Here is a 24,420-nt window from a genome sequence, read left to right as displayed (position 1 = left end):
CATGAAATGGTTTGAGATCGGCCTGGTGGTACTGACCTTCGCCACCGGCATCATCTGGCTGCTGGACCGGCTGTTCTTCGCCAGGCGCCGCGCCGCGACCGCGGGGCTGCTGGACGAGGAGCCGGCGGTGGTGGACTACTCGCGTGCGTTCTTCCCGGTCCTGGCCGCGGTGCTGGTGCTGCGCAGCTTCATCGCCGAGCCGTACAAGATCCCGTCCAGCTCGATGATGCCGAACCTGCTGATCGGCGACTTCATCCTGGTCAACAAGTTCTCCTACGGCCTGCGCCTGCCGGTGAACAACCACAAGGTCGTCGCCCTGGGCGAGCCGGCGCGCGGCGACGTGGTGGTGTTCAAGCCGCCGCACGACCCCGACCAGAACTGGATCAAGCGCGTGGTCGGCCTGCCCGGCGACCAGATCGCCTTTCGCGGCGACACCCTGTACATCAACGGGGAGGCGATGCGGTACACCCCGATCGGCGAGTACGTGGGCCAGGGCCGCGGTGCCGAGATGAACGGCGCGACCCTGCTGACCGAGCACCTGCCCGGCCGCGACCACAGCGTGCTGGAGTGGATCGACCGCGCCGCGCCGTCCGGCCAGGGCGAGTGGACCGTGCCGGAGGGCCACTATTTCGTCATGGGCGACAATCGTGATAATAGCGAGGACAGCCGGTTCTGGACCCAGACGCACTTCCTGCCGGAGGAGAACCTCCGCGGCAAGGCGTTCCTGATCTGGCTGAACTGCGAGGGTTGGTTCTGCACGGGGAGTTTCGATCCTTCGCGGATCGGGACGTCGATCAAGTAGGGCGCATGGCGCCCTTTGGGGGAATGGCAATGAAGCGCAAGCAGGGCGGTCTCAGCCTTATCGGGTTCCTGGTGGTGCTGGCGGTACTGGGTTTCGCGGCCTACATCGGGATGAAGCTGTTCCCGATGTACCAGGAGTACTACGCGGTGAAGTCGGCCCTGAAGGGCCTGTCCAACGAGCCGGGCGTGGCGGACATGAATCCTGCGCGCATCCAGGACCTGTTCTTCCGCCGCCTGTACATCAACTATTCCGAGAACGTGAAGCCGCAGAACGTGAAGTTCGAGCGCGCCGACGGCGGCTGGGTGATGAACGTCAGCTACGAGGTGCGTCGTCCGCTGGTCTACAACCTGGACGTGGTGGGCAACTTCGACGCCAGCCAGGCGCTTACCCGGCGCGGTGGTAGTGGCGAGGAATGACCGCACCGTAGTGCGCGACCGGATCGGCCATGCGTTCGCCGATCCGTCGCTGCTGCAACAGGCGCTGACCCACCGCAGCGCCGGCTCCCCGCACAACGAGCGGCTGGAGTTCCTCGGCGACGCGGTGGTCAACCTGATCGCCGCGGAGGCCCTGTACCAGCGCTGGCCCAAGGCCGACGAGGGCGTCCTCACCCGGGCCCGTGCCGAACTGGTCCGCGAGGCCTCGCTGGCGGTCATCGCCCGCGAGCTGCAGCTGGGCGAGCGCCTGACCCTCGGGCCGGGCGAGCTGAAGTCCGGCGGCTTCCGCCGCGATTCGATCCTGGCCGACGCCCTCGAGGCGGTCGTCGCGGCCATCTACCTGGACGCCGGCTACGACGCCTGCCGGGCCCACGTGCTGCCCTGGTTCGAGCAGTCCATCGCCGCGCTGCCGGTCGGCCAGCCCGGCAAGGACGCCAAGACCCGCCTGCAGGAATGGCTCCAAGGCCGGGGCAAACCCCTGCCGGCCTACGAGCTGGTCTCCGAAAGCGGTGAGGATCACGCCAAGGTGTTCCTCGCCCGGTGTACCCTGAGCGAGCCTCCGGCCAGCGCCGAAGGGCAGGGCACCTCGCGCCGCCTGGCCGAACAGGCCGCGGCAGCGGCAGTGCTGGAATGGCTGGAGCCCCCGCTCCGGCAGCCATAGACGGTCCAATACGTGAATCCCGGAAACAACGAAGCCTCCCATCGCTGCGGCAGCGTAGCCGTCGTCGGCCGCCCGAACGTCGGCAAGTCCACCCTGGTCAATGCCCTGGTCGGGGCCAAGGTCAGCATCGTCTCCAATCGCCCGCAGACCACGCGGCATCGCCTGCTGGGCATCGCCACGGTGCCGGGCGGCCAGATGCTGCTGGTCGACACCCCCGGCCTGCACCGCCAGGAGGGCCGGTTCAAGGCCTCGGCGATGAGCCGGGTGATGAACCGCACCGCCCGCGGCGCGGTCGAGGACGTCGATGCCGCCGTGCTGGTGGTAGAGGCCGGCCGCTGGGACGAGGAAGACAGCCACGCATTCAAGGTCCTCAGCGACGCCGGCATCCCGGTGGTGCTGGTGGTCAACAAGGTCGACCGGCTCAAGGACAAGAGCACCCTGCTGCCATTCCTGGCCGAGGTCAGCAAGGACCGCCAGTTCGCCGCCGTGCACCCGGTCTCCGCGCTCAAACGCAAGGGCCTGGAGGCGCTGGTGGCCGACGTCCTGGCGCTGCTGCCCGAAGCACCGCCGGTCTACGACGAGGACGAGATTACCGACCGCAGCCAGCGCTTCCTGGCCGGCGAGCTGGTGCGCGAGCAGCTGATGCGCCAGCTCGGCGACGAGCTGCCGTACGCAACCACGGTGGAGATCGAGCGCTTCGCCGAGGACGGCGCCCTGCTGCGCATCGGCGCGGTGATCTGGGTCGAGCGCGAGGGCCAGAAGCCGATCGTGATCGGCAAGGCCGGCGCCCGCCTGCGCGAGATCGGCAGCAAGGCGCGCCAGCAGATGGAGCGGTTGTTCGGGCGCAAGGTGTTCCTGGAGACCTGGGTGCGCGTGCGCGAGGGCTGGTCCGACGACGAGGCCGCGCTCAAGGCCTTCGGCTACGGCCAGGAGTAAGCCGCGGCATGGCCGGCGGCTGCTGACATGCGCATCGAGGGCGAAACCGCCTTCGTCCTGCATGCCCGCCCGTGGCGCGAGACCAGCCTGCTGGTCGAGGTGCTAAGCGAGGGCCACGGCCGCCTGGGCTTGGTCGCCCGCGGCGTGGGTTCGCCCAAGCGGCAGGTGTTGCGTGCCGCGCTGCAGCCGCTGCAGCACATCCGTTTCGACGCGGTGCTGGCCGGGGAACTGGCCCAGCTGCGCGGCGCCGAGGCCCTGGATTCGGCGCCGCGGCTGTGCGGGCAGGTGCAGCTGGCCGCCTTCTACCTCAATGAACTGGTGCTGCGCCTGGCGCCGCGCCAGGACCCGCTGCCGGATCTGTTCGACGCCTACGCCCGCACCCGCGCCGCCCTGGTCGAGGGTGGTTCGCTGGCCTGGACCCTGCGCCGCTTCGAACGCGACCTGCTCGGCGCGCTGGGCGTGGGCTTCGAACTGGACGTGGATGGCGATGGCGAACCGGTGGATCCGGCGGCGCGCTACCGGCTCGACCCGGAGCATGGCGCGCGCCGCCTGCTGAGCGACCGTGGCCATGGCGAGCGCAATGCCGCCGCCACCGGGCGTGCGCTGCTGGCGCTGGCCGCCGACGTGCAGCCGGACGCCGAGGACCTGGCCAGCCTGCGCCTGCCGCTGCGCGCGGTGCTCGCGCACCATCTCGGTCCACGACCGCTGGCCTCGTGGGAGATGGCTGGCCAGCTGCAACGCCTGGGGCGTGGCGCGGGCTGACGGCGGCACGTTCGCCGCCGTTAGAATCGGCGGATGCCATCCATGCCGCAGATCCGCAGCTTCCACGGTCCCGAAATAGAACCATGGCTCGACCAGGTCGCCCGCCTGCGGGTGGCGGTATTCCGCGAGTGGCCGTACCTCTACGACGGCGACAGCGCCAGCGAGTACGAACGCAGTTACCTGCGGCCCTACGTCGACTCTCGCGACAGCGTGCTGGTGCTGGCCCTGGACGAGGGCAGGGTGGTCGGCGCCTCCACCGGGCTGCCGCTGCTGGACGACGCCGATGCCTTCGTCGCACCGCTGCAGCAGGCCGGCCTGCCGGCCGCGCAGGTGTTCTATTTCGGCGAGTCCGTACTGCTGCCCGGCTATCGCGGCCTGGGCATCGGCCACGCGTTCTTCGATGCGCGCGAGGCGCATGCGCGCAGCCTCGGACGCTTCCGCTGGACCGCGTTCTGCGCGGTCGACCGCGAGCCGGAAGATCCGCGCCGCCCGCCCGATTACCGTCCCAACGACGTGTTCTGGCACCGCCGCGGTTACGCGCGCCTGCCGGGCCTGGCCGTGCGCCTGCCCTGGGAGGAGATCGGCCGTGGCGAGGTCGAGCATGCGCTGACGTTCTGGCTGCGCGACTGGAAGGAGAGCCCGTGAAGGTCGCCGCCTGCCGCTACGAAGTCGGCCAGCCCGCGGACTGGGAAGCCTTCGCCGTACGCCAGCGCGCGCTGCTGCTCGAGGCCGCGGCCGCCGGCGCGCGCGTGGCCGTATTGCCCGAATACCTGTCGCTGGAGCTCGCTGCGCTCCATGGCCCGCAGGTGTACTCCGACCTGCACGCTTCGCTGCAGGCGATCCAGCAGCACCGCGCCGCCTGGCTGGCACTGTTTGCCGGACTGGCGCGCGAGACCGGCATGCATGTCGCGGCCGGCAGTTTCCTGCTGGATATCGGCGGTGGCCGCTACCGCAACCGCACCGACCTGTTCGCGCCCGATGGCGGCTACCAGTGGCAGGACAAGCTGCAGCTGACAGGCTTCGAGAAGCGCACCGGGGTGATCGTCCCCGGAGATGCGTTGAAGGTGATGGACCTGGGCGGCGTGCGCGCGGGGATCAGCATCTGCTACGACAGCGAGTTCCCGCTGCCGGTGCGCGCCCAGTACGAGGCCGGCGCGCGCCTGCTGCTGGTGCCCAGCTGCACCGATACCGACGCCGGTGCCACCCGCGTGCGCGTGGGTTGCCTGGCACGTGCGCTGGAGAATCGGCTCTTCGTGGCCCAGGCGGTGACCGCGGGCGCGGCGCCGTGGAGCCCGGCGCTGGACGCCAATACCGGCGATGCCGCGATCTACGCCCCGATGGACGTCGGCTTCCCGTCCGATGGGGTCCTCGCCCGCGCCGGCCACGGCCAGACCTGGGCGATCGCCGAACTGGACTTCGACCACCTCGAAGCCACCCGTGCCACTGCCCAGGTCGCCAACGACCGCGACTGGTCCGGGCAACTGGCGCCGGCGATCACCCGCGCGCGGGTCGAGGGCTTCGCCGCGCTGCCCGACCCAGGCGCGACCGACCAGGGCTAGGGCGCCCCCAGCAGCCACAGCGAGCCACCGCCCAGGGCCAGGCCCAGCGCAGTGGCGGCCAGCACATCGCTGGGGTAATGCAGTCCCAGCACCACCCGCGATACCGCCACCGAGGCCGTGAACGGCACCAGCAGCACGGCCAGCGCCGGGTAGTAGGCCAGTGCCACCACGCTGAAGCCGACCGCGTGCAGGGTGTGGCCGGAGGGAAAGCTGAACTCGTCCAGCGGCGTCACCCAGGCGCGGATGCGTCCGTCGGCCGCGAACGGCCGCGGGCGGCGGGTCCAGCGCTTGAGGCCGCGGTACAGGGCCAGCGATACCAGGCTGATCAGCGCCATGTGCATGGCCGCAGCCAGTCCGTGGAAGCCGCCGAGCAATGCCATCGCCGCCATCAGCGCATACCAGAACACGCCATCGCCCAGCCGGCTGGCCATCGCGAAGTAGCCGCGCACCAGCCCGCGTCTGCCCCAGCGGTTGGCACGCCGGCACCAGCTGCGCTCGCGTGCGTCCAGCCGCACGCCGCGGCGCCGGCGCAGGGGCGGGCAGGGCGGACGCAGGGATTCAGGCGGCGAGATGTCCATCACGGGCTCCTTGGCGGGCGAGCTGTGCCAGCAATGCGTCGAAGTCGGCGGCCACCTGCCGCGGATGCAGGCGCAGCACTGCCGCGCGCGCGGCCGCGCCCATGGTGCGGCGCGCGTCGCTGTCGCCCGCCAGCGCCACCGCGCCGGCGATGAAGTCCGGGTCGTCCCGGGCAAGTACGCCATGCACGCCGCCGCGCAGGTGCTCGCGCGCGGCGCCGGCGTCGAAAGCCACCGTCGCCACCCCGCTGGCCATGGCCTCCAGGGTGACGTTGCCGAAGGTCTCGCTGCGGCTGGGAAACAGGAACAGGTCGCCGCTGGCGAAGTGGCGCGCAAGCGCCTGCCCGCGCTGCACGCCGCAGAACACGAAGTCGGGGTTGTGGCGCGCCAGCGCCGCCTGTGCCGGACCATCGCCCACCCACACGAAGCGGGCATCGGGCCGCTGCTGCTGCAGCGCGCGGAATGCACGTACCGCCAGATCGAGGTTCTTTTCCGGGGCGATGCGGCCGACATGGACCACCACCAGGCTGCCGGCACCGGCACCCCACAGGCGCCGCAGCGCCCGGTCGCGGAACACGGGCGACAGCTGGGCGGTATCCACCGCGCGCGCGAGCCGGACGACCCGCTGGAAGCCCTGGGCGCGCAGCATGTGTTCCAGCTCGGCGGTGGGAACCAGGGTCGCGTCGGCCTGGTTGTGGAAGTAGCGCATCCAGCGCAGCGCGCCAGGCTGTAGCCAGGGCAGGCCGTAGTCGCGCATGTAGTGGTCGAAGCGGGTGTGGAAGCCGCTGGCCACCGCGATCCCCAGGCGCCGCGCCGCGCGCAGTGCCGACCAGCCCAGCGGGCCTTCGGTGGCGACGTAGATCGCGTCCGGGCGCGTGCGGCTCCAGTGGCGCCGCAGCACGCCGGCCGCCGGCAGCCCGAAGCGCAGGCCGGGATAGCGCGGCAGCGCCGCGCCGGGCAGCAGCAGGGTGGACAGGCCGTCGTCGCCACCGGCGGCCGCCGGCTGGCTTGGCCGCACGACCTCCACTGCATGCCCGCGTTCGTGCAGCCCCAGGGCCAGCCCGTGCACGGTGAGCGCGACCCCGTTGACCTCGGGAGGCCAGGTTTCGGTGACCAGGGCGTAGCGCATGGGCCGTCTCCGCTTTTGCGGCAAGCCTGGCCGAGGCCCATGCCGCGCAGATGACACGCGCATGACGCCGCGGTGACACGGTCCTCTCGCGGCATGCTGGAGCTGCCACGCGCGCGAAGCGCCAACGGATGGTTCGCGAGCACCAGCCCGCGGCGACGCGGCACCAACGGCCCATGGCTGGCGCCGCATTGCCTGGAATCAGGGGAGCCGCGCCCGCGGATCCCGCGCATGGCTGCGCCGCCGCGCGCGCAACGCCGGTCGAAGCCGACCGCCGCAATTCCGGAGGCCGGGCAGTGGGATCAAGGTCCGACCAGGGCCGTCAGCGAGGACCAGACGCCTCCGGACGCAGCGCCTTCGCCTACGTGCGCGAAGAAGGCGCGCGGCCGGATTCACGGTTGCGGCGGCGGATCCGGCCTGACTGATTGCACCGACAGCACCACGCTGCCATCGCGCAGCCGCGCCTGTACCCGGTCGCCCGCAGCCACCTGCGCAGTGGAATGCACCAGCGCGCCCTCGGCGGTGGTCACGATGGAGTAGCCGCGGGCGACCGTGGCCAGCGGGCTGCAGGCCTCCAGCGAGCGGGCCAGCGCACGCAGCTTGAGCGCATCACGCTGCAGCACGCGGGCGATGGCCGCCTGGGGCCGCGCGCGCAGCCGCTGCAGGCGTTCACGCAAGCGCGCCAGTTGCCGCTGCGGATGGTGCGCGCGCAATACCGCGCCGGCATGGCGCACGCGGGCGTGGTGCTGCTGCAGCTGTTCGCGCCAGCGGGTCTCGAGGCGCCGGCGCAGGGCCTCCTGGCGCTGGCCCAGCAGGCGCAGGCGGTTCCGGGGCGACTGCGCCTGCAGGCGCAGCGCGGCACGGTCGGCACGCTGCATGGCCTGGCGCAGGCGGTGGCCCTGGGTTCCATGCAGGCGCCCGTGCAGGCTGCCAATGCGGGCCAGCAGGTCACGCCGGTCCGGCACCAGCAGTTCGGCGGCGACCGAGGGCGTGGGGGCGCGCACGTCGGCGGCGAAGTCGGCCAGGGTGAAATCGGTCTCGTGCCCGACCGCGGAGACCACCGGCACCGGCGAGTCGGCGATGGCGCGGGCGAGGCGTTCGTCGTTGAACGCCCACAGGTCTTCCAGCGAACCGCCGCCACGTGCCAGCAGGATCGCGTCGTAGCGGCCGCTGGCGCCGGCGCGCTGCAACAGCGAGGTGATCTGCGGAGCGGCGGTGTCGCCCTGCACCAGGCTGGGCAGGATCTCCACGTCCAGCAGCGGGCAGCGGCGGGAAAGCACGCTCAGCACGTCGCGTACGGCGGCGCCAGTGGGCGAGGTGATCACCGCCACGCGCCGCACCCAAGCCGGGAGCGGGCGCTTGCGTGCGGGGTCGAACAGGCCTTCGGCCTCGAGCCTGGCCTTCAGTGCCTCGTAGGCGCGACGCAGCGCGCCTTCGCCGGCCTCTTCCATGTGGTCGAGCACCAGCTGGTAGTCGCCGCGTGCCTCGTACAGGGTAAGGCGGCCACGGGCCAGCACCTTCAGGCCCTCGCGCGGGGCGAACTTCAGCCACTGGCTCTTGGGCTTGAACATCGCGCAGCGCACCTGGGCGCGCGCGTCCTTGAGGTTGAAGTACAGGTGCCCGGAAGCCGGCCGCGTGACGTTGCCCAGCTCACCCTCGACCCAGACCAGCGGGAACGCACTTTCCAGCAGGTCGCGCGCCAGCGTGTTGAGCTGGGCGGGGGTGAGGATGGAGTTCTGCTCGGGCATCACGGGCACTGCAGGCGGCGGGACAGCATAGCGCGGCGAAGTGCGCGGCGCCGGTGACTGGCTGGGGAGGGAGTGAAGGCTGGATGCGAGGAAACCAGCAAACGCAACGGCATCAAGGGCGCTGGCTTCGGACGGGGCCGCGGCAGCGCGTGGGTATGACGCATCGCGCGACTCCGCCGTCCATGGCTCCAACGCGCGACCGCAGGCCATCCATGGCCTGCTTGCGCCATACCCCGGCGTGCCGCGTCTTCCGGCGCTTTGCGGGCCGCGGTTTCGTTCCTGTGGCTCCCCTTCCGGCTGGGAGAGGGGCAGGAGTGAGGGTCGGGTGCCCAAGCGGCGATTCCGCCTTACCCCATGGGAGAGAGGCTTGCAGACGCACTCGACCACCTTCGGTCGTGTCCGTCCCGGGTCCCGGATGCGCTGCGCTTATCCGGGCTACGGATCCCTCCAGCAACCCCGTCGTCCCGGCGAATGCCGCAACCTAGGGAACCCGCATCCAATCCCGACTCACCAATCACCAATCACCATTCACGAATCACGAATCACGAATCACGAATCACGAATCCCATCACCGGCCATGCCGCTCCAGCGCCCAGGCCACGTGCTCGCGAACCAGCGCCGAAGGATGCCCGCGCCGCGACTCGAGTGCGGCAATGACTTCGGGCGTGGTCGGCGCGTTGCCCAGGGCCACGGCGATGTTGCGTAGCCAGCGCTCGTGGCCGCTGCGACGGATCGCGCTGCCTTCGGTGCGGCGCAGGAACTCGTCCTCTTCCCAGGCGAACAGCTGGGCCAGGGTGGCCCGGTCGAGGTCGTTGCGCGCGCGGAAATCGGGTTCGTCGGTGCGCCGCGCGAACTTGTTCCAGGGGCAGACCAGCTGGCAGTCGTCGCAGCCGAAGATGCGGTTGCCCATCGCCGGGCGCAGGTCCGCGGGAATGGCGCCGTCGTGCTCGATGGTCAGGTAGGAGATGCAGCGTCGCGCGTCGACCCGGTAGGGCGCGGTGATCGCGCCGGTGGGACATGCGGGAATGCAGCGGCTGCAGGTGCCGCAGTGCGCGCTGGCCGGCGGGTCCACCGGCAGTGGCAGGTCCAGGTAGATCTCGCCGAGGAAGAACCAGGACCCGCCATCCCGGTCGATCAGGCAGGTGTGCTTGCCGATCCAGCCCAGGCCCGCGTTGCGCGCAAGCGCGCGCTCCAGCACCGGCGCCGAGTCGACGAACACCCGGTAGCCGAAGCTGCCGAATTCCTGCTGCAGGCGCTCGGCCAGTTTCTGCAGGCGGTTGCGCATCAGCTTGTGGTAGTCGCGGCCCAGCGCGTAACGGGCGACATAGGCGCGGCGACCATCGGCCAGGGTCTGCCAGGCGGCCTCGTCGTCCTGGCCGTAGTCCAGGCCCACCGAGACCACCCGCACCGTGCCCGGTACCAGCTCCTGCGGGCGGCTGCGCGCGGTGCCGTGGCGTGCCATCCATTCCATGGTCCCGTACAGGCCCTGGGCCAGCCAGTCGCGCAGATGCGCCTCGTCCTCGGCCAGGTCCACGCCGCTGATGCCGCAGCGCTGGAAACCGTGCTCGCGCGCCAGCTCGCGCACCCGTCGGGTGGCGGCCACGAGATCGATCGCCGCGGGCTCGGCCGGGCTTGCGGGCAGGGTGGGGGACATGCCCCGATTATAGGAGCCGCCCGCCAACGCCGGCCCTGGCGCGGGCTTAGAATTGGCCCATGCCTACGACCGCCACCCTGCTGTTCGACACGCGCGCCGCCCGCCGGATCGACCAGGAGGCCACCGCCATGCTCGGAGGCGACGGCTATGTGCTGATGCAGCGCGCCGGTGCGGCCGCCTGGCGGGTACTTCGCGAACGCTGGCCCCGGGCGCGACGGATCGTGGTTGCCTGTGGTGGCGGCAACAACGGCGGCGACGGCTTCGTGCTGGCCCGGCTCGCGCTGCAAGCCGGGTTCGATGTCCGCGTGGTGCTGCCGGAAGGTGTGGAGCCACGTACGCCGCTGGCGCTGCGCGCGGCCGCCGACTACGCGGCTGCGGGCGGCACCAGTAAAGGTTTTCCCTGCGCGCTGGATGAGGCCGACGTGCTGGTCGATGCGCTGCTGGGCATCGGCTTGGCGTCGGCGCCTCGCACGTCGCTGGCCGCCCTGGTCGAAGCGCTGGATGCCGCGCAGGCGCCGGTGTTCGCGCTCGACGTGCCCTCGGGCATCGACGCGGACCGCGGCAGCGCGCCCGGTGTCGCCCTGCGTGCGGAATGCACCCTGCAATTCATCGTCCACCACGCCGGTCTTCGTACCGGTACAGCGCTGGACCATGTGGGCGAGCTGCTGCTGGACACGCTGCAGGTCGATGCCGCCGATTACGCGGAACATGCCTCGCCCTGCGCACGCCTGCTCGATGCCTCCGCGCTGGGCCAGTGGTTGCCGCCGCGCCTGCGCGACAGCCACAAGGGCCGCTCCGGACACGTGCTTTGTGTCGGTGGCGACCATGGTGGCGGTGGCGCGGTGCTGCTGGCGGTGGAAGCCGCCCTGCGCAGCGGTGCCGGACTCGCCAGCGCCGCGACCCGCGAAGCGCACGTGACCGCACTGCTGGCGCGACGCCCGGAGGCGATGGTGCATGCGGTGGAGGATGCCGACGCGCTGGTGCCATTGCTCGGCCGCGCCAGCGTGATCGCCTGCGGCCCGGGCCTCGGCCGCAGCTCATGGTGGGGCGCGCCGCTCTACCGCAAGGTGCTCGAAAGCGCGCTGCCACGCGTGCTTGATGCCGATGCGCTGAACCTGCTGGCCGAAGCGCCGGTGCAGCCGGGCGACGCGATCCTCACCCCGCATCCGGGCGAGGCTGCTCGCCTGCTCGGCAGCAGCATCGCCGAGGTGCAGGCCGACCGTCATGCAGCGGCTTCCGCACTCGCGCAGCGCTACCAGTGCGTGGTGGTGCTCAAGGGTGCCGGCTCGATCATCGCCGCGCCGGGCGAGCTGCCCTGCGTGCTGGATGCCGGCAATCCGGGCATGGCTACCGGCGGCATGGGCGACCTGCTCACCGGCACCATCGCCGCGATGCGTGCGCAGGGCCTGGACGCGTTCCAGGCTGCATGTGCCGGCGCCCTGTTGCACGGCCTCGCCGGCGACGCCGCGGCAGGCGAGGGCGGCCAGCGCGGCCTGCTGCCGTCCGACCTGCTGCCGTGGCTGCGGCGGTTGGCCAATCCCCCTTCTTCGCAGGCAGTTTCCTGATGCAGATCGAACTTCCCGGCCCCGAGGCCACCGACGAACTGGGCCACGCCCTGGCCGCGAGCCGGCCGCCGCGTGCGGTGGTCCACCTGCATGGCGACCTTGGCGCCGGCAAGTCGAGCCTGGCGCGCGCCCTGCTGCGCGCCCTGGGCGTACAGGGGCCGGTCCGCAGTCCCACCTACACCCTGGTCGAGCGCTATCCGGTTGCCGGTGGCGAGGCCTGGCACCTGGACCTCTACCGCATAGCCGATGCCGGCGAACTGGATTTCCTTGGCCTGGACGGCGACGAGGCCACGCTGTGGCTGGTCGAGTGGCCCGAGCGCGGCCTCGGTGCCCTGCCAAAAGCCGACCTGGCCGTGCATCTGGCGGTTGCCGGGACAGGACGTACCGCGCGGCTGGAGGCGCTGAGCCAGGCGGGCCACAACTGGCTGGCCGGGCTCGACCTGAATGGGCGGTTGCAGCCTCTTCCTGCCGGTTGATCGCAAGAAGGTTCCCCAGGTGGCGGATTCATAAGGGAATTTCACTTGCAATGCACGCGGGCAGATGGTTGAATCCGGCCCATGTGCCATCTGGTCGCCCGAATCGGCGTGCTGGCGGCGGGCCTCGCGCTCGCCGCGGCCGGCTGCGTGGGCGAGGCGCTGGCCGGCGAGATCAAGGGCCTGAGCCTGCAGCAGGGCGCCACCGGCACCCGTGCCGAGGTCCAGCTGCAGGGCGCTGGCGAGTTCAAGACCATGACCCTGGCCGGCCCCCACCGCCTGGTGGTGGATCTGCCCGAGTCCCATGCCGCTGCCGGCCTCAAGCTGCCCGCGCCCACCGGTCTGGTGACCGGCGTGCGCACCGGCCAGCCGGTGCCTGGCACCTACCGCATCGTTTTCGAGCTGGCCGAGCCCGTGGCCAGCCTGCCGGTGCGCACCGAATCCATGCCGGGCGGCGCCCGCCTGGTGATCGAATGGCCCGGCGATGGACCGGCCCGACCGGCGGCGACGGCCACCGCGGCTGCCCGGGCTACCGCCGCCGCCGGCGCCGCGACAGGTGCCGCTACGGCGCCAGCCACCACCAGCCCGGTTCCCGCCACCGCTACCGCCAGTAACACCGCGGCCAGCGATGCCGATGCCCGTGCCGAAGCCGCGCGTGCCACCGCCCTGCTGACCGCGCAGGTGGTGCAGGCCGGCCGTGCGAACCCGCCGGCCGCGCAGGCGGTCGTGCCCGCCGCCTCGACGCCTGGGTCGACCACCGCGACTGCGCCTGCTGCGCCCGGCGTGTCGCCGCAGGCGATCCTCGAGGGTCGTGCTGGCGCCAGCGTGGCATCGGCCCCGTCTCCTGCTTCCACTTCGCCCGCGACCCCGGCCACTGCGACCCCGGATACGGAGAGCGTCGCCGCCGCCCCGGCGCCGGTGCGCGCGCTGCCCAATGCCTCCTCGGCGCGGCCGCTGGTCGTGGCGATAGACGCCGGCCATGGCGGCCAGGATCCCGGCGCCGTCGGTCCGACCGGCAAGCGCGAGAAGGACGTGACCCTGGCCATGGCGCGCGAGCTGGCGCGCCAGGTCAACGCCACGCCCGGGCTGAAGGCCTTCCTGGTGCGCGACAGCGACGTGTTCATCCCGCTGCCCATGCGCGCCCAGCGCGCACGTGCGGCCAAGGCCGACATCTTCATCTCGATCCACGCCGACGCGGCCGAGAACCGCAACGCACGCGGCTCCTCGGTGTACGTGCTCTCCACCAAGGGCGCGTCCTCGCAGCGTGCGCGCTGGCTGGCGGACAAGGAGAACGCGGCCGACCTGGTCGGTGGCGTGCGCCTGCAGCAGACCGAGGCCGTGCTCGCGAACGTGCTCCTGGACCTGGCCCAGAGCGGCCACATGCGTGCCTCCGAGGACGCGGCGGTGCACGTGCTTGGTGGCCTCAAGCGCGTGGGCAACAACCACAAGCCGAACATCGAGCGCGCCAACTTCGCGGTGCTGCGCACCTCGGACATGCCGGCGATGCTGGTCGAGACCGCCTTCATCTCCAATGCGGAGGAGGAGGCGCGCCTGGTCGATCCATCGTTCCAGCGCAAGGTGGCTGGCGCCGTGCTCGACGGCATCACCACCTACTTCAGCCGGCAGCCGCCGCCGGGCACGCTGTTCGCGATGCGTGCCGAGGCCGACCTGGTCGCCGCAAGCGGGACCGGCGGCACGCCCTGATCCATACGCCGGGCCGGCGTGCCGCCACCGCGGCGGCTATCATCACGCCTGATTCTCCTGACGGCCGCGTGCCGCCGTGATGCCGTGCCGATCCGACCGCTTCCCGACACCCTGATCAACCAGATTGCCGCCGGCGAGGTGGTCGAACGCCCGGCCTCGGTGGTCAAGGAGCTGGTGGAGAACGCGCTGGACGCTGGCGCGACGCGGGTCGACATCGACCTGGAGGAGGGCGGCATCCGCCTGATCCGGATCCGCGACGATGGCGGCGGCATCCCGCCGGAGGAACTGCCGCTGGCGATCAGCCGCCACGCCACCAGCAAGATCGCCTCGCTCGACGACCTCGAGGCGGTGGCCACGCTCGGCTTCCGCGGCGAGGCGCTGCCCTCGATCGCCTCGGTCAGCCGCTTCATGCTGGCCTCGCGGCCGCGCGATGCCGAACACGGCGCCGCGCTGCACGTGGACGGTGGCCGGGTCGGCGAGATCGTGCCCAAGGCGCACGCGCCGGGCACCACGGTCGAAGTGCGCGAGCTGTTCTACAACGTGCCAGCACGGCGCAAGTTCCTGCGCGCCGAGCGCACCGAGCTGGGCCATATCGAGGAATGGCTGCGCTCGCTGGCGCTGGCCCGTCCGGATGTCGAGCTGCGGGTCAGCCATAACGGCAAGCCCTCGCGCCGCTACCGCGCCGGCGACCTGGACGCGGCGGCGCGCCTGGGCGAGACCCTGGGCGAGGACTTCGCCCGCAGCGCCCTGCGCATCGACCACAGCGGCGCCGGCCTGCGCCTGCATGGCTGGATCGCGCAGCCGCACTACTCGCGAGCCAGCGCCGACCAGCAGTACCTGTACGTCAACGGCCGCGCGGTGCGCGACCGCAGCGTCGCCCACGCGGTGAAGCTGGCCTACCAGGACGTGCTCTACCACGGCCGCCAGCCGGCCTACGTGCTGTTCCTGGAACTCGATCCGACCCGGGTCGACGTCAACGTGCATCCGGCCAAGCACGAGGTGCGCTTCCGCGACGCGCGCCTGATCCACGACTTCGTGTTCCGCACCCTGCAGGAAGCGCTGGCGCAGACCCGCGCCGGCGTCGAGACCGGCGTGGCCGCCAGCGCGATGCCGGGGCAGGCGCCGATGGGCTGGCAGCCCTCCGCCTCCGCCGCACCGTCGCCGCTGGACAACGGTGCCGGCGCGCGTCCCTTCGTGCCGTGGACACCGGCCCCGCAGCCGCTGGGCCTGCGCGTGGACGAGGCCGCGGGCGCATATGCCGCGCTGTATGGCGAGCCGGGCAACAGCTCCGGCGCCTCGGCCATGCCGGTGCTGCCGCGCCAGGACATGGCGCTGCCTGAAGCCCAGGGCGAGGTGCCACCGCTGGGCTACGCCATCGCGCAGCTGCACGGCATCTACATCCTTGCCGAGAACGCCGAGGGCCTGGTGGTGGTGGACATGCACGCCGCCCACGAGCGCATCGGCTACGAGCGGCTGAAGACCGCGCACGACGGCATCGGCCTGCGCGCACAGCCGCTGCTGGTGCCGCTGTCGCTGGCGGTGGGCGAGCGCGATGCCGACGTCGCCGAACGCGAGTCGGAGACCCTGGTCCAGCTCGGCTTCGAGGTCACCCGCAGCGGCCCGCAGACCCTGGCCGTGCGCAGCGTGCCGGCGCTGCTCGCGCATGCCGATCCCGAGGCGCTGCTGCGCGACGTGCTGGCCGACCTGCGCGAGCACGGCGCCACCCGCCGGGTGGCCGCCGCGCGCGACGAGCTGCTTTCGACCATGGCCTGTCATGGCGCGGTGCGCGCCAACCGGCGCCTGACCATTCCGGAAATGAACGCCCTGTTGCGTGACATGGAAGCCACCGAGCGTTCCGGGCAATGCAACCACGGCCGCCCGACCTGGGCGCGCTTCAGTCTGGGGGAGATCGATCGATGGTTCCTGAGGGGAAGATGAGGTTGGCGCGGGCCATGGGGATGGCTGCGCTGCTGGTGCTGGCCGCGGGCTGCGGTGGCGGCGATGGCCAGGGCGCCGGTGCCGACGACGCGGCGCTGGCGGCAGCCAACAGGGCGTTCCAGGCCGAGGAGCAGAAGTGGCGCGACCAGCGCCTGGAGGAACTGCTGCGCCCGGATGGCTGGACCAGCCTGGTCGGCCTGCACTGGCTCGAGCTCAAGGCGCACTACATCGGCAGCGGCGAGCGCATCGGCAACACCATGCGCATGGCCTTCGGCCCGGCGCGCATGGGCCTGGTGACCCGCGACGGCCAGGGCCGTTACTGGTTCGAGCCGGAGCAGGGCGTCGAACTGACACTCAACGACGAACCGCTCAAGGGACGCACGCGGCTGTACAGCGACCGCGACTCGGAGCCGGCGGTGATCGGCTTCGACGAGGGCAAGGGCAAGCTCAACCTGGTCCAGCGCGGCGACCGCCACGCCCTGCGCGTGCGCCACGCCGATGCGCCGACCCGGCTGCAGTTCGCCGGCCTGCAGTACTGGCCAGCCGATCCGTCCTGGCGCATCGAAGGCCGCTTCATTGCTCATCCGCCGGGCAAGACCCTGCCGATCGCAGACATCGTCGGCACCCAGGGCGAATCACCCAACCCCGGCGCGGTGGAGTTCGAACGCGACGGCCAGGTCTATCGCCTCGAGGCACTGGGCGGCCCGGATGAAGGGCTGTTCTTCGTACTGGCCGACCGCACCAGCGGCCACGGCAGCTACCCGGCCGGGCGTTTCCTCGATGCACCCTGGCCCGGCACCAGCGGCAAGGTGGTGCTGGACTTCAACCGCGCCTACAACCCGCCGTGCGCGTTCACCCTGTTCGCCACCTGCCCGCTGCCGCCGCCGGAGAACCGGCTGGACCTGGCCATCACCGCCGGCGAGAAGAACTACACCGGCAAGGTGCACTGATGCGTCGCCTCGCGGTGGCTGTTCCGCGCCCGCGCCGGTTCGCCGGCCTGGCGGCGCTGCTGCTGGGATTGCTGCTGTCGCTGCAGGCCCTGGCCGCGCCGCCGAAACCGCTGCTGTGGAAGGTCTCCGACGCGGACAATGCGGTCTACCTGCTCGGCTCCTTCCACATGCTGCGCCCGGGCGACTATCCGGTCGCCCGCGAGGTGCAGGAGGCGCTGGCCGGCGCCGGAAGCGTGGTGTTCGAGCTGTCGCCGGACGAGGCGAACTCGCCCCGGCTGGCGGCCACCATGGTGCAGGCGGCGCAGCGTAAGCGGCCCGGGACGCTCGAGGGCGACCTCGGCCCGCGCCTGTCGGCGCGCCTGCGCGCATATGCCGATGCCAGGGGCCTGCCGCTGGAGCGGCTGTCCGGCTTCGATCCGTGGTTCGTCGGCCTGACCCTGTCGCTGCTGCAACTGCAGCAGCAGGGCCTGGATCCGGCACTGGGCCTGGACCGGCACCTGATGGACGCCGCAGCCGCCGCCGGCAAGCCCACCGCCGGGTTGGAGACGGGTGCCGCCCAGATCGCCGCCCTGTCCGGGATGCCGGTGGACGCGCAGCTGCAGATGCTGGAGCAGGCGCTGGACCAGGCCGAGGCCGGGCCTGGCTCGATCGAATCCATGCATCGCGCCTGGCGCAGCGGCGATGGCGACGCGCTGTGGCGGCAGATGGGCGCGGACCTGGAGCGCGAGCATCCGGCCCTGTACAGGCGCATCAACGTCGACCGCAACGAGGCCTGGCTGCCGCAGCTGGAAGCGCGCCTGGCGCGCCCGGAAGGGGACACCCTGGTCGTGGTGGGTGCGTTGCACCTGCTTGGCCCCGATGGCCTGGTCGAGCGCCTGCGCGCGAAGGGTTACAAGGTCGAGCGCGTGTGCCGGGACCGCGCCCGCTGAGGCCACAACCCTGGCGGCGCCACGCTCAGGCCGCCGGCGCCGGTTCCATCACGATGCAGTCCACCGGGCACGCGGGCACGCACAGCTCGCAGCCGGTGCACAGTGGATCCAGCACCACGTGCATCAGCTTGGCGCCGCCGATGATGGCGTCCACCGGGCAGGCCTGGATGCACTTGGTGCAGCCGATGCAGTCGGCCTCGATGACCACCGCCACCGCCGGTGGCTTGCAGCTGCCGCGGCTGCGGTCGTAGGGCAGGGGCGGCACGCCCAGCACCCGCGCCAGCGCCAGCGCGCCCTCGTCGCCGCCGGGTGGGCAATGATCCGGCCCGGCCTCGCCGGCGGCCATGGCCTCGGCATACGGGCGGCAGCCCGGATAGCCGCACTGGCCGCACTGGGTCTGCGGCAGCAGGCGGTCGAGGCGTTCGACCAGGGGCGGAAGCGGGAAGGGCATGCGTGGACGGCGTTGCGGGCCGGGCATTATCGCCGCTGCGTAGCCTGTACACACGCTCCCGGGCGGGCGATGCTCGTCGCGGAACCCAGGAGGGACGCGGATGAAGGCGTGGATGTTGGCATTGGCATCGGTCCTGGCTGCGCAGGCGGTGGCGCAATTGCCATCCCACGGTGCGTATCCGGTGCAGGTGCAGGAGTTTGCTGCGCCGGTCGTGCCGCTCATCGAGGATGCAAACCTGCGCGAACTGGAACCGGTGCTGCGCGAGGCCCTGTCCGGCGTGCCGGACTTCGCCGGCGACCAGGTGCTGGTGCAGTGGGGCTGCGGCAGCGACTGCCTGCGCCTGCTGGCCGCCGACCGCGGCAGCGGCGGGCTTGTCGTGCTGCCAGCGGTGGCCTGCTGCTGGGAGGGCGAGGGCGAGATGCTCGACTATCGCGCCGACAGCCGCCTGCTGGTGCTCAACGGCAGGCTAGACACCGCGCGCGGGCACGGCCGCCACTACTTCGTGTTCGAGGACGGGCGCTTCGTGCCCGTGGGTTTCGAGCCGGTGCCCGCGCCGGGGGATTGAGCCCGGGCAGTCAGGCGACGCGCTGGCCGCGCCACCAGCGCTCGTGGGCCAGGGCCAGCATCGCCCGGTCCTCGCTGCTGTCGCCGTAGGCGTGGATCCGGGTGTAGCGCGACAGGTCGTAGCGGGCGCGGATGTCGGCGACCTTGTGCGCACCGCGGTCGCCGCCGGCATAGCGGCCGGTCAACCGGCCGGCCTCGCTTTCCAGGCGATTGCAGATCCAATCCACGCCGTGGCTGCGGCACCACGGTTCCAGGTAGACGTCCAGCGAGCCCGACACGATCACCACCTCATGCCCGCGGGCACGATGCTCGGCGATGCGCCCGAGCATTTCCGGACGCACCACCCGGGGCAGGACATCGCGGGCGTAGTCCGCGCCGATGGCGGCGATCTCCGCGGCGTCGCGGCCGTTGAACACCTTGCGGGTCACCCGCACCCGCAGGGCGGACGCCGACACCAGCCCGAGCCGGTAGCCGGCCACCCAGGGGCCGACGCTCCAGCGCGAGCTGGCCAGCTGCTCAGGCGTGGCGACGTGGCGCATGAAGCGGCCATAGGTGTCGCAGGTGGTGACGGTGTGGTCGAAGTCGACCAGGGCCAGTTCCATTGGCATGCCTTGCGGTTGGAACACGCGGGAGGACTTCGATGCGCGGCGCGGCAGGATCGCCGCGCTGCGCGGAGGAGCGGTCGCGCGACCCCTCCTTGCCCGCGCTCGTGGCGCGGACGATTGCGACGGGTGCGGGCCTCAGCGCACCGGCATGCCGGCCTGGGCGCCTTCGTCGGCATCCAGCAGGGCCAGGGCGCCGCCGTCGAAGCCGGCCGACAGGATCATGCCCTCGCTGATGCCGAAGCGCATCTTGCGCGGGGCGAGGTTGGCGATGAACACCACGCTGCGGCCGACCAGCTTCTCCGGCTCGCCGTAGCTGGAGCGGATGCCGGAGAAGATCTGGCGCTGGCCCAGTTCGCCGGCGTCCAGCAGGAAGCGCAGCAGCTTGTCCGAACCCTCGACGAAGCCGCACTCCAGCACCTTGCCGATGCGCAGGTCGAGCCTGGCGAAGTCCTCGATGCCGATGTACTGCGGCGCGTCCGCGGCCGGTGCAGCCGGCGCGGCCTCCTTCTTCGCCTCGGCCTTCTTCCCGGGCTGGGCGGGGGCGGGAGCGGCGGCGAGGGTGTCCTTGGAGGCTTCGGTCATGGCGTCGATCAGCTTGGGGTCGATACGGGTGAACAGGGGGGTGTAGGCGGCCACGGTGCGGCCGGCCAGGTCGATGCGGCGGTCCACCGCCAGGGTGGTGCCCAGCCAGGCCTCGGCGCGGGCGATGATGCCCGGCACGATCGGCTTGAGCACGCCGGCGATGTCGGCGAAGGCCTGGATGGCGGTGCTCAGCACCAGGTGCAGGTCGGCGCGCCGCGCCGGGTCCTTGGCCAGGGCCCACGGCGCGGTGGCAGCGATGTATTCGTTGGCCATATCGGCGGCCGCCATCGCATTACGCGTTACCGCCGCAAAATTGTCCTCGGTGTAAAGCTCCGGCGCGGTTTCGATTCGTCCGCGTACATTGGCGAGCAGCTGGCGTGCGGTCTCGGCCCAGCCTTCCGAGAGGTCGCCGGTCTCATCAACTAGCGCTGGGGGCGTGGCCAGCACGTTGCCGAAATGCACGTCCAGCAGCCTGGCGCAGCGGCTGGCGATGTTGGCGAACTTGCCTACCAGGTCGCTGTTCACGCGGGCGACGAAGTCCGACAGGTTGAGGTCCAGGTCGTCCACGCCGCCGGAGGACTTGCAGGCGAAGTAGTAGCGCAGCGCGTCCGGCTCCAGGCCGACGTCCAGGTAGGTGCGGGCCATGATGAAGGTGCCGCGCGACTTGGACATCTTGGCGCCGTCCACGGTCAGGTAGCCATTGACGTGCAGGCGGTCCGGCTTGCGCAGGCCGTTGCCTTCCAGCACCGCCGGCCAGAACAGGCCGTGGAAGTTGACGATGTCCTTGCCGATGAAATGGTGCAGCTCGGCATGGTCGCCCGGCTGCAGCAGCCGTTCCATCGCCGCCTCGTCGAAGCCGGCCTTGTTGCCGCTGCGGGCCAGCGCCAGCAGGCTGGAGAAGTAGCCGATCGGCGCGTCGAGCCAGACGTAGAAGTACTTGCCCGGGTGGCCGGGGATCTCGAAGCCGAAGTAGGGCGCGTCGCGGGAGATGTCCCAGTCGCGCAGGCCGCCTTCGCCCTCGATCCACTCGGCCAGCTTGGCCTTGACGCCGGGCAGGGCGACGTCGCCCCTGAGCCACTCGCGCAGGCCTTCGGTGTACTGGCCGAGCTTGAAGAAGAAGTGCTCGGAAGCGCGCAGCTCCGGGGTGGCGCCGGAGACGGCCGAGCGCGGGTCGATCAGGTCGGTCGGGCCGTAGGTGGCGCCGCAGGCCTCGCAGTTGTCGCCGTACTGGTCCGGCGACTTGCACTTGGGGCAGGTGCCCTTGACGTAGCGGTCGGGCAGGAACATCGCCTTGACCGGGTCGTAAAGCTGCTCGATCGAACGCCGCTCGATGCTGCCGCGCGCGTCCAGCGCGGCGTAGAAGCGCTCGGTCAGGGCGCGGTTCTCGTCCGAATGGGTCGAGTGGTACCAGTCGAAGTGGACCCCGAAGTCCTGGAAGTCGCGCTCGTGGCCGGCCTTGGTCGCGGCGATGAAGGCCTCGGGCGTGACCCCCGCCTTCTCGGCGGCGAGCATGATCGGCGTGCCGTGGGTGTCGTCGGCGCAGACGTAGTGGACGGTCTGCCCGCGCTCGCGCCGCGCCCGCACCCAGATGTCGGCCTGGATGTAGCCGACCAGGTGGCCCAGGTGCAGCGGGCCGTTGGCGTAGGGCAGGGCGTTGGTGACCAGGGTGGAGCGGGACATGGGGAAACCGGGCACGGAGGGCCGGCCATTATCGCACGTGGCCGCTGCCGGGCCTTGCGCGGTATCCACCGCCCGGAACGCAGCGACCCGGCCTGGGCCGGGTCGCTGGAAGGAACCCGCGGTCGGTGGGGCTTACTGGCGTTCCCAGACCTGCGACTTGCAGATGAAGGCGATGCAGCCGGAAACCTCCAGCTTCCTGCCTCCCTCGACCAGCTCCATCTTGGACTTGTAGACCTTGCCCTCGTCCGGCTTGAGGATGGTGCCGCCGGCGTACTTGCCGCCGCCCTCGGCCTTCATGCCGCGGATGATCTCCATCCCGGTGATCGGCTTGCCCTTGCGGTCGTCCTTGCAGTTGTCGCAGGTCGGATTCGGCTTGGTCGGGTTGATCAGCTCGACGATGCGACCGCTCAGGGTGCCGTTGGCGGCCTGGGTGATCTCCACGTAGGACTTGGGCTTGCCGGTTTCGCCGTCGATGGTCTTCCAGCGGCCGACGACCGGATCGGCGGCCGAGGCCACCGCGGCCAGGGCCATCAGCGGCACGGCGATCAGGCCGGCCAGCAGGGTCTTGCGCATGTTTTCCTCCCTTGGGTTGGTCCGCCAGCCAAGGCGGGCCTGGTCCACTTATACCAGCATCCGCTTGCGTACGGATGACCGCCGGCGCCCCTCGCGCCGGCGGTTCCGCTGGCGGTCAGAGGCCGGTGCCGCCGCAGTCGCTGGCCAGGTAGTTGTCGATGATGCGCAGCTGGTCGGCCATGATCCGGCGGGTCCAGGCCGGGCCGTGGGCGTAGTCCTTGATCTCGTGGTAGACCACCGGCTTGCCGGCCGCCTTGGCCTTGTTCACGAACCACTCGGACTGTTCGATCGGCACGGTCTGGTCGCGATCGCCGTGGTAGACCATCAGCGGGATCTGCATCTGCTCGGCCTTGTCCAGCGGGCTCAGGCCGTCGACCGTCGGCGCCTGGGCCTGGCGGAAGAACGGGTTGGTATAGAAGCGCGACCAGATACGGCGGATGTCGGACACGCCGGCGCCGGCGATGGCGCACTTGTACAGGCCGTTCGGGCGCACCGAGGCGGCGAACGCGGCGTAACCGCCGTAGGAGAAGCCGAACATGGCGATGTGGCCGGGCTTGGCCAGGCCCTGGTCGATCAGCCACTTGGCGCCGTCGTCCTTGTCATCCTGCATCTTGCCGCCCCACTCGGCGTCGCCGGCCATCCACAGCTTGCGGCTCCAGCCCTGCGAGCCGCGGTACTGCGGGCGCAGCACGACGTTGCAGCGCGAGGCCAGCATCGGCACCCACATGGAGCCGTCGAAGTCCATGGTGTCGCGGGCCCAGGGGCCGCCGTGCGGGTGGATCACGGTGTTGTACGGACCGGGACCGCACAGCTCCGGGTTCGGACGGGTCAGGAACGCGGGGATGTCCAGGCCGTCGCGGGCCTTGTAATAGACCAGCTCGGTACGGCCGAGGGCGCGCGGGTCGATGTCCGGGTACTGCTTCGCCAGCAGGGTCAGCTGGCCGTTGCGGAACAGGTGGTACTCCGGCGGCACCGAGGCGCCGTCCACCGAGACCAGGACGGTCGACATGTCCGGGGTCATGGCGATCACGGACAGGTTCTTCTCGACCGGGTACTCGATCGTCGCCGACGCGCCGGTGGCCGGGTCGACCAGGCGCATCTTCTCGTTGCGGATGCCCATGGCCTGGCGCAGGCCGGCGTCGAGCGCGCGCATCTTCGGGTGCACCCACTCGACCTCGTCGCCGCGCGGACCCTGGTAGGTCAGGCCGAGGATCTGGCCGAAGTCCTCGCCCGCGGCGCGGTAGGGATTGGTCACGACGCTGCCGGCGTTGAAGAAACGGTGCTGGAACAGCACTTCCTTGCGGGTGCGGGCGGCGATGTCGTACTCGTAGATGACCGTCTTGTCCTCGCCCTCGTTGCTCTGCACGAAGGCGATGTTCGGGTCGTTGCTGAAGCCGATGATCTGGGTCTGGTCGCGGTTCTTCACGTACGAGCGGAAGTGCTCGACCCACTTTCCGGACGGCTCGCGGAACTCGGCGGAGACGTAGGCGCCGGTCGGGTTCACGTCCTGCTTCAGGCGCGCGCGCAGGTTGCCGTCCAGGTCGGTGACGTAGCCGGCCACGCGCTCCTCGGACATCTGGATGCGCTCGGCCTTGAAGGTGCGCAGGTCGACGCGGTAGACGTCGCCCTCGTTCCTGCCGGTGTTGTTGACCACCAGGATGTGGTGCGGGTCGTTGGGCAGGGAGTCGAGCACGGTCGGGTTGCTCAGCGCCTGCATCAGCTCGGCCTCGCGGGTGGCCGCGCGCGGCTGCGGCAGCGGCTCGCGCCACTCCTTGCCTTCAAGGTCGGTGATCATCAGCTTGCTGATGAAGGTCTTGACCACGCTGCCGCCGCGCAGGTCGTACGGCTGCGTCAGCACCACCGCCAGGCGGTCGTTCTTGATGAACTGCACGGCGCTGAACTTCATGCTCGAGGCGCCGATCAGGGTCGGGGCCTTGTCCAGCGCGTCGGTGTCCCACACCGCGATGACGCGGTCCTCGCCGGTGCCGCGTAGCGCCGCGATGTGGCGGCCGTCGGGGGACAGGGTGAAACCGGAGAACTGCGGGTATGCGGCCATCTGCTCGATGGTCGGGGCGACAGGCTTGTCCGCGGCGAACGCGGGGAAAGCCGCGGCCATCGCGGCTGCGAGGATAAACAACCTGGATCTACT

The 24,420-nt window shown here is 71.2% G+C and carries 23 protein-coding genes; 14 read left to right on the top strand and 9 right to left on the bottom strand.

The features are described from left to right. Position 1: 1 nt before the first annotated feature. From lepB to PSESU_RS09935, 7 genes are read left to right on the top strand one after another with little or no spacing between them, the layout of a single operon-like run. On the top strand, positions 2 to 802 hold the full coding sequence (lepB, locus tag PSESU_RS09965) for a signal peptidase I (RefSeq protein WP_013535654.1): 801 nt from the start codon (positions 2 to 4) through the stop codon (positions 800 to 802). A gap of 29 nt (positions 803 to 831) precedes the next feature. Continuing rightward, on the top strand, positions 832 to 1,218 hold the full coding sequence (locus tag PSESU_RS09960) for a DUF4845 domain-containing protein (protein ID WP_041764100.1): 387 nt from the start codon (positions 832 to 834) through the stop codon (positions 1,216 to 1,218). Continuing rightward, a complete protein-coding gene (gene rnc, locus PSESU_RS09955) occupies positions 1,205 to 1,897 on the top strand; it encodes a ribonuclease III (RefSeq protein WP_013535652.1) in 693 nt (230 codons plus the stop codon). Before PSESU_RS09960 ends, rnc begins: the two co-directional genes overlap by 14 nt. Positions 1,898 to 1,909: 12 nt before the next feature. Continuing rightward, on the top strand, positions 1,910 to 2,833 hold the full coding sequence (gene era / locus PSESU_RS09950; RefSeq protein WP_013535651.1) for a GTPase Era: 924 nt from the start codon (positions 1,910 to 1,912) through the stop codon (positions 2,831 to 2,833). Positions 2,834 to 2,860: 27 nt separating this feature from the next. Continuing rightward, complete coding sequence (gene recO, locus PSESU_RS09945) at positions 2,861 to 3,595, top strand: DNA repair protein RecO (RefSeq protein WP_013535650.1); 735 nt, start codon at positions 2,861 to 2,863, stop codon at positions 3,593 to 3,595. A gap of 42 nt (positions 3,596 to 3,637) precedes the next feature. Continuing rightward, the gene (locus tag PSESU_RS09940; RefSeq protein ID WP_013535649.1) at positions 3,638 to 4,240 is read left to right on the top strand and encodes a GNAT family N-acetyltransferase; all 603 of its coding nucleotides are present in this window, start codon (positions 3,638 to 3,640) and stop codon (positions 4,238 to 4,240) included. Next, positions 4,237 to 5,154 (top strand): carbon-nitrogen hydrolase family protein, encoded by a 918-nt coding sequence (locus PSESU_RS09935; protein WP_013535648.1) that lies wholly within the window; start codon positions 4,237 to 4,239, stop codon positions 5,152 to 5,154. The genes PSESU_RS09940 and PSESU_RS09935 overlap by 4 nt, the downstream gene beginning before the upstream one ends. Here the strand turns inward: PSESU_RS09935 and PSESU_RS09930 are convergent. The 4 genes from PSESU_RS09930 to queG form a co-directional block, all read right to left on the bottom strand. After that, positions 5,151 to 5,732 carry a phosphatase PAP2 family protein gene (locus PSESU_RS09930; RefSeq protein WP_013535647.1) on the bottom strand — a complete coding sequence of 194 codons (582 nt, stop codon included), beginning with the start codon at positions 5,730 to 5,732 and terminating at the stop codon, positions 5,151 to 5,153. The genes PSESU_RS09935 and PSESU_RS09930 overlap by 4 nt on opposite strands. Further along, on the bottom strand, positions 5,713 to 6,858 hold the full coding sequence (locus tag PSESU_RS09925; protein ID WP_013535646.1) for a glycosyltransferase family 4 protein: 1,146 nt from the start codon (positions 6,856 to 6,858) through the stop codon (positions 5,713 to 5,715). Before PSESU_RS09925 ends, PSESU_RS09930 begins: the two co-directional genes overlap by 20 nt. 389 nt (positions 6,859 to 7,247) lie before the next feature. Beyond that, entirely contained in the window at positions 7,248 to 8,603 is a 1,356-nt protein-coding gene (gene xseA, locus PSESU_RS09920) for an exodeoxyribonuclease VII large subunit (RefSeq protein ID WP_013535645.1), read from the bottom strand. A gap of 568 nt (positions 8,604 to 9,171) precedes the next feature. Beyond that, positions 9,172 to 10,257, bottom strand: coding sequence for a tRNA epoxyqueuosine(34) reductase QueG (gene queG / locus PSESU_RS09915; protein WP_233275213.1), 1,086 nt, complete (start codon positions 10,255 to 10,257; stop codon positions 9,172 to 9,174). Positions 10,258 to 10,316: 59 nt separating this feature from the next. Here queG and PSESU_RS09910 point away from each other — a divergent pair, with 59 nt between their 5' ends. From PSESU_RS09910 to PSESU_RS09885, 6 genes are all read left to right on the top strand, one after another. Next, positions 10,317 to 11,822: an NAD(P)H-hydrate dehydratase gene (locus PSESU_RS09910; RefSeq protein WP_013535643.1), complete on the top strand. Its 1,506-nt coding sequence runs from the start codon at positions 10,317 to 10,319 to the stop codon at positions 11,820 to 11,822. Continuing rightward, positions 11,822 to 12,298, top strand: a complete 477-nt coding sequence (tsaE, locus tag PSESU_RS09905; protein WP_013535642.1) for a tRNA (adenosine(37)-N6)-threonylcarbamoyltransferase complex ATPase subunit type 1 TsaE — start codon at positions 11,822 to 11,824, stop codon at positions 12,296 to 12,298. Before PSESU_RS09910 ends, tsaE begins: the two co-directional genes overlap by 1 nt. Before the next feature lie 81 nt (positions 12,299 to 12,379). Beyond that, on the top strand, positions 12,380 to 13,999 hold the full coding sequence (locus tag PSESU_RS09900; protein ID WP_013535641.1) for an N-acetylmuramoyl-L-alanine amidase: 1,620 nt from the start codon (positions 12,380 to 12,382) through the stop codon (positions 13,997 to 13,999). Positions 14,000 to 14,083: 84 nt separating this feature from the next. Beyond that, positions 14,084 to 15,937, top strand: a complete 1,854-nt coding sequence (mutL, locus tag PSESU_RS09895; protein ID WP_013535640.1) for a DNA mismatch repair endonuclease MutL — start codon at positions 14,084 to 14,086, stop codon at positions 15,935 to 15,937. Positions 15,938 to 15,951: 14 nt separating this feature from the next. After that, complete coding sequence (locus tag PSESU_RS09890) at positions 15,952 to 16,887, top strand: DUF1684 domain-containing protein (protein ID WP_428992099.1); 936 nt, start codon at positions 15,952 to 15,954, stop codon at positions 16,885 to 16,887. Beyond that, on the top strand, positions 16,887 to 17,816 hold the full coding sequence (locus PSESU_RS09885) for a TraB/GumN family protein (protein ID WP_013535638.1): 930 nt from the start codon (positions 16,887 to 16,889) through the stop codon (positions 17,814 to 17,816). The genes PSESU_RS09890 and PSESU_RS09885 overlap by 1 nt, the downstream gene beginning before the upstream one ends. A gap of 25 nt (positions 17,817 to 17,841) precedes the next feature. Here the strand turns inward: PSESU_RS09885 and rnfB are convergent, their stop codons facing one another. Beyond that, positions 17,842 to 18,267 carry an Rnf electron transport complex subunit RnfB gene (gene rnfB, locus PSESU_RS09880; protein ID WP_013535637.1) on the bottom strand — a complete coding sequence of 142 codons (426 nt, stop codon included), beginning with the start codon at positions 18,265 to 18,267 and terminating at the stop codon, positions 17,842 to 17,844. A gap of 112 nt (positions 18,268 to 18,379) precedes the next feature. Here rnfB and PSESU_RS09875 point away from each other — a divergent pair, with 112 nt between their 5' ends. Further along, positions 18,380 to 18,832 (top strand): hypothetical protein, encoded by a 453-nt coding sequence (locus PSESU_RS09875; protein ID WP_233275212.1) that lies wholly within the window; start codon positions 18,380 to 18,382, stop codon positions 18,830 to 18,832. Between the two features lie 10 nt (positions 18,833 to 18,842). On the opposite strand, the gene PSESU_RS09870 is transcribed toward PSESU_RS09875, so the two are convergent. From PSESU_RS09870 to PSESU_RS09855, 4 genes are all read right to left on the bottom strand, one after another. Beyond that, a complete protein-coding gene (locus PSESU_RS09870; protein ID WP_013535635.1) occupies positions 18,843 to 19,433 on the bottom strand; it encodes an HAD family hydrolase in 591 nt (196 codons plus the stop codon). A gap of 138 nt (positions 19,434 to 19,571) precedes the next feature. Beyond that, entirely contained in the window at positions 19,572 to 21,698 is a 2,127-nt protein-coding gene (gene metG / locus PSESU_RS09865) for a methionine--tRNA ligase (RefSeq protein ID WP_013535634.1), read from the bottom strand. A gap of 132 nt (positions 21,699 to 21,830) precedes the next feature. Further along, positions 21,831 to 22,271, bottom strand: coding sequence for a DUF2147 domain-containing protein (locus tag PSESU_RS09860; RefSeq protein WP_013535633.1), 441 nt, complete (start codon positions 22,269 to 22,271; stop codon positions 21,831 to 21,833). A gap of 115 nt (positions 22,272 to 22,386) precedes the next feature. Continuing rightward, positions 22,387 to 24,387 (bottom strand): alpha/beta hydrolase family protein, encoded by a 2,001-nt coding sequence (locus tag PSESU_RS09855; protein ID WP_233275211.1) that lies wholly within the window; start codon positions 24,385 to 24,387, stop codon positions 22,387 to 22,389. Positions 24,388 to 24,420 lie beyond the last annotated feature (33 nt).

It is taken from the genome of Pseudoxanthomonas suwonensis 11-1 (assembly GCF_000185965.1).
GTDB lineage: Bacteria > Pseudomonadota > Gammaproteobacteria > Xanthomonadales > Xanthomonadaceae > Pseudoxanthomonas > Pseudoxanthomonas suwonensis_A.
The sequence above is the reverse complement of the archived record's forward strand: the minus strand, read 5'-3'. Positions and strand labels throughout refer to the sequence as shown.